Annotated in this window: 8 protein-coding genes and 1 pseudogene; 6 read left to right on the forward strand and 3 right to left on the reverse strand. The window is 71.4% G+C overall.

Annotated features, from left to right (window positions below):
* Positions 1-148: pseudogene (locus tag GTW40_RS09155) on the reverse strand (two-component sensor histidine kinase); the annotation flags it as partial.
* Positions 145-897: a hypothetical protein gene (locus GTW40_RS09160; RefSeq protein ID WP_343245643.1), complete on the reverse strand. Its 753-nt coding sequence runs from the start codon at positions 895-897 to the stop codon at positions 145-147. The pseudogene GTW40_RS09155 and the gene GTW40_RS09160, both read right to left, overlap by 4 nt.
* A gap of 182 nt (positions 898-1,079) precedes the next feature.
* Here GTW40_RS09160 and GTW40_RS09165 point away from each other — a divergent pair, with 182 nt between their 5' ends.
* Entirely contained in the window at positions 1,080-1,883 is an 804-nt protein-coding gene (locus GTW40_RS09165; RefSeq protein ID WP_161179668.1) for a nuclease-related domain-containing protein, read from the forward strand.
* Between the two features lie 19 nt (positions 1,884-1,902).
* Here GTW40_RS09165 and ligD read toward each other — a convergent pair whose 3' ends face one another.
* Positions 1,903-2,784, reverse strand: coding sequence for a non-homologous end-joining DNA ligase (gene ligD, locus GTW40_RS09170; protein ID WP_161179669.1), 882 nt, complete (start codon positions 2,782-2,784; stop codon positions 1,903-1,905).
* A 64-nt stretch (positions 2,785-2,848) separates the two neighbouring features.
* Between ligD and GTW40_RS09175 the strand changes: the two genes are divergently transcribed.
* From GTW40_RS09175 to GTW40_RS09195, 5 genes are all read left to right on the forward strand, one after another.
* Positions 2,849-3,889 (forward strand): Ku protein, encoded by a 1,041-nt coding sequence (locus GTW40_RS09175; protein WP_161179670.1) that lies wholly within the window; start codon positions 2,849-2,851, stop codon positions 3,887-3,889.
* Positions 3,890-4,077: 188 nt separating this feature from the next.
* On the forward strand, positions 4,078-5,265 hold the full coding sequence (locus tag GTW40_RS09180) for a hypothetical protein (RefSeq protein WP_161179671.1): 1,188 nt from the start codon (positions 4,078-4,080) through the stop codon (positions 5,263-5,265).
* A 58-nt stretch (positions 5,266-5,323) separates the two neighbouring features.
* Entirely contained in the window at positions 5,324-5,719 is a 396-nt protein-coding gene (locus tag GTW40_RS09185; protein WP_161179672.1) for a hypothetical protein, read from the forward strand.
* An 8-nt stretch (positions 5,720-5,727) separates the two neighbouring features.
* On the forward strand, positions 5,728-7,572 hold the full coding sequence (locus GTW40_RS09190) for a CHAT domain-containing protein (RefSeq protein ID WP_161179673.1): 1,845 nt from the start codon (positions 5,728-5,730) through the stop codon (positions 7,570-7,572).
* Positions 7,573-7,683: 111 nt separating this feature from the next.
* Entirely contained in the window at positions 7,684-8,049 is a 366-nt protein-coding gene (locus GTW40_RS09195; RefSeq protein ID WP_161179674.1) for a hypothetical protein, read from the forward strand.
* Positions 8,050-8,271: the final 222 nt, after the last annotated feature.

Genomic DNA, 8,271 nt, shown 5'->3' on the forward strand with positions numbered 1-8,271 from the left:
GGCCGCGCGCCTGCCCCACCGTCCGGTCCGTCACCGAGACATGGACCAGGACGCCGAGCAGCGCGGCCAGCGCGCAGCACATCACGGTGATGAACGCGGCGGCCTTGGCGGCGAGCGTCCCGGCCCAGCGGGGGAACGGGCGCCTCACGGGGCACCCGGGGGCGTGTTCGGGTTCCGGCCCGGCGGGGGCGAGGCGGACACCCCCGGAGCCGCCGCAGCGCCACCCGTGCGCAGGAACTCGTCCCGGCTGAACACCATCGCCCGCTGCTCCGCGTCCCACTCCCACGTGGTCCGGTACTCGTACCCCGAGATCTCCGCCGGGGAGCGCACGATCACCGAGCGCCCGGCCAGCTCCACGCCGGTGATGGCGTCGTTGTCGGCCAGCACCCGCACCAGCGTGTGCCCCTCGGCGGTGTACACCCGCACCGCCGTCTGATTGGTGGGCCCGAGGTGGAAGCCGAGGGTGAGGTCGTCCCGGCCGTCGCCGGTCAGGTCCCGGTAATAGGCTTTCAGCAAGGGGCACTTGGGGCTCTGCGCGTCTTCCGCGCAGTTCCTCAGGCCGTCCACCGTCGAGTGGTACGCCCCCTTCGAGCCGTAGTCGTCGGGGTGCGCGGCCAGCTCCGCCGTCACGACCGCGACCGGATCGACCGCGCGTATGCCGTCCCCCGGCACCCGTATCCCCTCGACCGTCTCCCGGCTGGCCACGTCGTACGGATACGCCGGGCTCGACGCGGGCCGCAGATCCGGCCACAGCGTCGCGGGACCGACCGCGACGGGAGCACGCCCGTCCGCGACCAGTCCCCCGGAATCCCCGCATCCGGCCAGCCCGGCCGCCAGCACCGCGACGAGCCCGGCGACGCGGACACCCCGCGCGGACCTGCGACGACGGTCGGACACGGCGCTCCTGTGCTGGTGGGCGAACGGGGCCCGTACACCTTACGCGGGGCGGCTGTGCGGCTTGCGCGGGCGGCTGTGCGGCTGACGCGGGGCGGCCGTGCGGCCGACGGGGCCCGTCGAGGGGGCGCGACTTCTTGCACGGGGTGCCCCCGCCTGGTCCCATGGTCGAGGGGTGATGGCGCATGAGCGGACTGCGCGTGGTGCCGACCCGGCTCCGCGGCCGCGAGCGGCTGTACGTCTGCGGCAGGGACGGGAGGAACGTCGCCTGGTACGACCGCGAGTCGGCCCGGGTCAGCCTCCTCGCCGAGGACTCCCGGCAGACCGTGCTCGCCGCCCTGAAGCCCTTCCTCACCGGTCCCGTCACCGTGGGCCCGCCCCCGGTCCCCACCCCCGCCGAACTCGCCCGCCTCACCCTCCACCCGGACGACGACCTCGCCCCCAACCGCCCCGGCGAGGCCCTGCTCGTCGCCCTCGACCGCGCACCGGGCCCGGCCCACCGGCTCCGCCCCGACCCGCGCCGGCACGCCCTGACCGCCGAGGAGACGGTGGGCGCCGCCCTGGACGACCTCGAAGGCGCGGGCTGGCACACCCTGCACTCGATCCCGCTCCCCGGCGGCGACCGCATCCACCACCTGCTCATCGGCCCCGCCGGCCTCTTCGCCGTACGCGCGCTGTACGCCCGCAGACAGCGGGTCCTGGTCGCCGACCCGATGGTCGCGGTGGGCCGCCGCGCCCCCGAACCGCTGCTGCGGCGGCTGCGCGCGGACGCCGACCGGGCCGCGTACGCCCTGACGGCCGAGGTCCGCCCCGTCCTCGCGGTCGCGGGCTCGGCCGAGGTACTGATCACCGCCGCGCCCCGGACCGTACGGATCCTGCGGGAGGAGGAGCTGGCGGGCCTCGCCCGGCTGGGCGGACTGCTGAAGCCGGGGGACGTGGAGGCGTTGCACGCGATGGCGCGGGACCGGAGGACGTGGTTGTCGCTCTAGGTGTTTTTGGGCGTGGGGTCTACGGCAGCTCGGCGCCCCGCTCCGGATCCAGGAGCCCCGCCATCAAGTCGCCGTGTTCCTCCACCCGGGGCGCGATGTCACCGGCCAGGAACTCCAGGTCCGCCGGGGCACGGCACGCCTCGACCTCGTCCCAGGTGACCGGCGCGGAGACCAGCGGGGCGTGGCGGGCGCGCAGGGTGTACGGGGTGGCGGTGGTCTTGCGGGCGGCGTTCTGGCTCCAGTCCACGAAGACCTTGCCGGGCCGAAGGCTCTTGGTCATCCGGTGGGTGACGAGCCCCGGCAGTGCGTCCTCGGCCTCCACCGCGAGGGCCTTGGCGTACTCGCTCGTGGCCTCGGGGGACGCCCCGCGTACGGCCGCCAGCAGATGGAGCCCCTTCGACCCCGCGGTCTTGGCGTACGCCTCGATGCCGTCGGCGGCGAGCCGTTCGCGCAGCCACAGGGCGACCTCGCAGCAGTGGACGACGGTCGCGGGTGCCCCGGGATCGAGGTCGAACACGAGCCGGTCGGCCTCACCGGGCGCCTGGACGAGCCACTGGTGGGTGTGGAACTCGGTGACCAGGTTCGCCGCCCAGACCAGCGAGGGGAGGTCCTGCACGACCACCATCCGGGCGGGCCCCTCCGAGCGGGGTACCTCGGCGGTCGTGACCCAGTCGGGCGTACCGGGCGGCACGTTCTTGGTGAAGAAGACCTGGCCGCCGGGGCCGTCGGGGTAGCGAAGGAAGGAGACCGCGCGGTCGCGCAGGTGCGGCAGCAGGACGTCGGCGGTGGTGGCGTAGTAGTGCAGCAGCTCGCCCTTGGTGAAGCCGCTCTCCGGATACAGCACCTTGTCCAGGTTGCTGAGCGTGACCCGCCGCCCCGCCACCTCCGTCACTGGCGTCATAGGATGACAATCCCAGAATCGGGGCGAATGGGATGAATCAAACCGTACGGAAGGGGCGCGGCACGTGCGATCCATATGGAACGGCGCGATCTCGTTCGGCCTGGTCAGCATTCCGATCAAGGTCGTGAACGCCACCGAGAGCCACGCGGTCTCCTTCCGTCAGGTCCACACCGAGGACAACGGCCGTATCCGCTACCGCAAGGTGTGCGAGCTGGAGGACCGCGAGGTCGACCAGGCGGAGATCGGCAAGGCGTACGAGGCCGCGGACGGCGAGATGATCCCGATCACCGAGGACGACCTCTCGCATCTGCCGCTGCCCAGCGCCCGCACCATCGACATCGTCGCCTTCGTGCCCGCCGACCGCATCGACCCGCTCCAGATGGACACCGCGTACTACCTCGCCGCCGCCGGAGCCTCCGCCGCCAAGCCGTACACCCTGCTGCGCGAGGCCCTCAAGCGCAGCAACAAGGTCGCCGTCGCCAAGTTCGCCCTGCGCGGCCGCGAACGGCTCGGGATGCTGCGTGTGGTGGGCGACGTCATCGTCATGCACGGCCTGCTGTGGCCGGACGAGGTGCGCGCGCCCGAGGGCGTGGCCCCGGACGTGGACGTCACCGTCCGCGACAAGGAACTCGACCTCGCGGACGCCCTGATGGACACCCTCGGCGAGGTCGACCTGGACGACCTCCATGACGAGTACCGCGAGGCCCTCGAGGAGGTCATCGCGGCCAAGGCGGCGGGCGAGGCCCCGCCCGAGGCCCCCGCCGCGGCGACCGGCGGCAAGGTGCTCGACCTGATGGCGGCGCTGGAGAAGAGCGTGCGGGAGGCGCGGGAGTCGCGGGGCGCCGGGGAACCGGGGGAGGACGCGGAGGTCCGCACCCTTCCTCGCGGCCGCAGCACCCCGAAGGAGACGGGCGGCAAGAAGTCGACGGCGTCGGCCGCCGCGAAAAAGGCCCCCGCGAAGAAGACGGCCGCCGCACGGAAGTCCACGTCCAAGTCGGCGGAGCCGTCGGGGAAGCGGGGAGCGACGAAGAGTACGGCGAAGAAGGCGGCGACGGGAAAGAAGACGACGGCGAAGAAGACGGCGTCGCGGAAGCGGCCGGCGTGAGGCGGTGGAGGATCACGGCGGCGGGGAGACCAGGGACCGCGGCGATGACCACGGCGATGACCACGGCGATGGCGAGGCTGATGATCGCGAACAGACGGTGCTCAGGTCGATGATCACGAACACCCCCGACAGCGGGACTGCCTCCGATTCCCACCCCCTCCCCGCCTCCCCTCATGCACGATGAACGTGTGACATACGTGGTGACCGTGACCATGGCGCCGCCCGAGGGCACGCCGGACCTGGACGCGCTGCAACGGGAGGGCGTCCTCTTCCTGCTGCGCAAGGGCTTCGACTCGCTGGAGGCCATCGAGGGGCCGGACGGCACGGAGGTCGACCTGATGGACGACCTCATCGCCGTCCACCCCGGCGGCGCCCTGCTGAAACTCTTCGTGGACGCGCCCGCGCTGGAGTTCGCCGAGGAGGCGGCCCGCGAGGTCGTGACCGAACTCCTGGACACCTCCGAACCGCTGGCCGACTGGCAGATAACCCGCTGCGCGGTCGAGCTCAACTCCGAACTCCTCCAGGAAAGCCTGGACGCCGCCGACGGCCCCGACGCCCCACCCGCCGACCCGGCGGAACGAGCCCGCCGCCACGCGGCCGCCGACGCCGGGGAGGCGTCACCCGGCGACACCCCCGCTCCCACGGAGGCCGAGGCGATGCGCACCCGCCTCCGCGAACTGGCCCCGCTCCTCACGTCGTTCCCCCTGACGGCGTTCGGCTGTGCGGGGGAGGAGACGGGGCGGGAGGTGACCGGCGAGACGGCCGGGACGGCGAGCGGTGAGCCGGTCGGAGCGGCTGGGACAGTGGCCGTAGAGCCGGTCGAAGCGGCCGGAACGGCGAACGGCGAGGCGCCCCGGACGGTGGTCGGCAAGGAGGCGGCGGAGATCGCCGCAGGCGCCCTGATCTACGCGATCGACCTCCTGGTGGACGAACTCTTCACCGACCTCGCCGCCCTGGAGGAGGACGGCCCCACGGTCGCCCGCAGCAACGCCACCTTCATGATCCTCGACGACCTCCCCCCACACCTGGCCGACGAGTACACGGTCCTCTTCACCCGCCGCCTCACCGTAACCGCCATCACCCTGACCTCCCGCCTGACCCGACCCCCCTTCGGCCCCCCGACCTGCGTCGCGGAGCGACTCCTCCTGGGCTCCCTCCTCACCCAGGCGGAGGTGACCGCCGACCTCTACGGCCTCCTGACGGACGAAGTCGCCCAGGCCCTCGAGAACTTCGCCGCCTCCCTCAACACAGCCGCCTCCCACCCCACCCACGAGGCCCCGGAATCCTGGTTCACCCCCTTCACGGACGAATGCCGGGTCCACCCGTACGCGGCGAACGAGGAGCCGGAGGAGACCCTCCATGAACTGCCGGACTGACGAACCAGGTTCGGCGGAACCATCACATCCGGCCAATACCCGCTGTTACTGTCCGCCTGTGGGTACGCAGCTGCACGTACAGGTCCCCGAAGATCTCTGGCACTGCCTCGACGAGGCCGACTTCGACTCACTCGACTCCTTCCGGGGAGCCGACCAATGGGCCGACGTGGCCCACGCCGTCGTCGCCACGGCAGGCCAAGGACTCGGCATGGGAGCCAATCTCGTCACCGTGATCCTCGGCCGGGACGCCATCGCCTCCTTCGTCGACCAGGTGAGGCGCTGGACCGGCAGGCGCGAAGCGGCGCCGCGGAACACCGGCGAAGCGGTGGTGAACCTGACGGTCCGCACCGCCGACGACACGACCACCATCGCGATCACCCGCAAGGGAACGGCGGACGTGGACGTCGAGTTGCTCACCCGACTCCTGACCTCCGCGATGAACTCCCCTCAGTAGCGGGACAGATGAAACTCTTCGGCCGCTCACCCTCACCCGCCGACAGGCACCGGGCGGCCGCCCAGACGTACAAGAACATCCAGGACCGCTTCAACGCAGCGATGCGGGCCCGACAGAGCCTGGAGAGCGTCCGCGACGACGTCTGGGACCTTCAACTGGCCCTGTTCGAAGACGTGGTGAGAGGCCACACTTCGGTGGCCGGCCCCCTGTTCTCCGCCGCCCACCTGTCGTTCTTCCTCGAATTCGGCACGGGGGTCGACTGGATTCGCGCGACGATGTCCGCCCTGTCCTTCTCCACCGCGTGCTGTGTCATCGACGCCGTGAGCAGCGAACGCGACGAACCCATGCCCGCGCCCCTGTTGCGCGAGATGCGCGGGATGGCCCTCGGCTCCGCTTACGTGGCCCACCGCTGCGGAGTCCCCCTGGCCGGAGTGATGACCGCCGAAGCCATCACCTCTTTGGCCCTGGGCGACCGAATGATCACCCGCGAGACGACGGCCACCCTCTCCACCGACGACGGCCCGGCCGCCCTGCGACGCCAGCTGTCGACGATGCGCGGAACAGCCACCAACGAGATGCGAGCGGCGCGCAGGGCACTGAGACGCCCGGCGCAGGACAGCGGCGGTCTCTCTTTACGGGAAGCCACCGAACAACGCTTCCTCGCCGATCTCGCCACGTACGCCACGACGGACGGCACCACCAGACTGGCCACGTCCCCCAACGCCGTGGCCTCCGCCCGAGCGGCCCTCTCCAGCGGCCGCACCCTGATCTACGTCGCTCCCGGCCCTCGCAGCGGTGCGGCCCTCCGCCTCAACTACCCTCCCGGCGACCGGGAGATATGCGAGAGCATCGAACTCCCCGCCCTGGACCTCCCGACGGTACGCACCCTGGTCGACCGCGTCCGCACCGCCTACGCGGCAGCCCAACGCGGCGAACTCGGCCGCAGGGCCCTGTCCCGCCTGATCCGCGAAACCCTGGACCAGGTGACCGCGTCGTTCTGGGACCCCCTGCTGACCGAATGGCCCGAACTCCGCACCATCCCCCTGGCGTTGATCCCCCTGGGCGAAGCGGCCCTGCTCCCCTTCTACACCGCCCTCGTGGACGACACCCCCGCCTGCGCCACCCTGAACCTGACCATCGCTCCCTCAGCCCGAGCCCTCCTCCTCTCCACCGGCTGGCAACCGCCCCCGGACCGGAAGGTCCTGGTGGCCGCGGACCCCTGGTACGACGGCGACGGCTTCCGGTCGATCCCCCGAACGGTGCCGGAGGCGCGGGCGGTCGCGGCGGTACACGGCGTAGACCCGAAACTCTTCCGAGCGGCCGATACCAGTGCCGATACCAGTGAGGAGCGGAACTCGGCGGAATCCTCCGACCCCTTGCGCACGATCAACGGCACGCTTCCCGGCGACGAGCCCGCCCCCGACATCGCCGCCCACCTGACCGGCGCCTCCCTCATCCACCTCGCCTGCCACGGCGAACTCCGCTCCGACGACCCCCTGTCCTCGTCCCTCCTCCTGGGCGGCCGCCTCCCCCTCACCGACATCCTGCGGGACAACCTCCACCCCGGCGCGACGGTCATCCTCTCCGCCTGCGAACTGGGCAGCATCACGGGCGACCTCCCCGACGAACAACTGGGCTTCCCGGCAGCCCTGCTGGCGGTAGGCGCCCGCTCGGTCATCGGCGCACTGTGGCCGGTCCCCGACACCCCGGCGACGGTGGACCTGATGACGGACACGCATCGCGCGCTGGCCGATTCATCGGCAACGAGGGCCCTGGGCCGGGCGATCGGCAGGGCCCATGCGGATGGGGTTCCGCCTTCGGTGTGGGCGTCATTTGCCTGTTTCGGCGCGTGACGCCGATTGAGGCAGACGAGAATGAGTTGGCGGGACCGCCAAGTACTTTGACGGGGAGGGCACTCCCGGTCGGCTCGACACAGAAGACTGCACGCTCCCCGGAAAGTGATCATGCTTCTCTCGCTCACCCCGTCGCGGCAGGGGCCGCGCTTCGCACTCATCGAAACCGGCGTGACCCTGTTCGCCACCCTCTGCTGGAAATCCCTCGCCTTCGCGATGTACGCGGAGGGCTACGACCTCGACGAGAGCGCACCGGTCCAGGTGACCGGCGAGGACGACATCGACGCCCTGTCCCTGCTGTTCGCCCTCTCGATCCCCATCACCTGGCTCCTCCGCCTGACCCCCTGGTCCCCACTGCGCACCGCCACGGACGCGCTCATCGCCCTCCGCCTCGTACTGGTCGTGCTGCTGTCGGCGGCGATGTTCCTGAGCCTGCTCACCGGGATCCGCGTCCCGCTGGTGGGCTGGAGGATCTGACTAGGTGTGCGCACTTCCAGATCCGGGCTATGGCATTCAGAGGCCCGGATGGCCACGGATTCTTCGTGGGTCTGTCGGGGCATGACCGGAGACATCGTTCACGGCTTCACCCGTGCATACGTGAAGACGCGAGCCTCAACGTTCCGCTGTTGTCGGGGTCTATGGACACCTCATAGGGGGTCCCCCGGCATGATTCGAACCTGCGCACACGGCTCCGGAGGC

The organism is Streptomyces sp. SID4985, assembly GCF_009863025.1.
GTDB lineage: Bacteria > Actinomycetota > Actinomycetes > Streptomycetales > Streptomycetaceae > Streptomyces.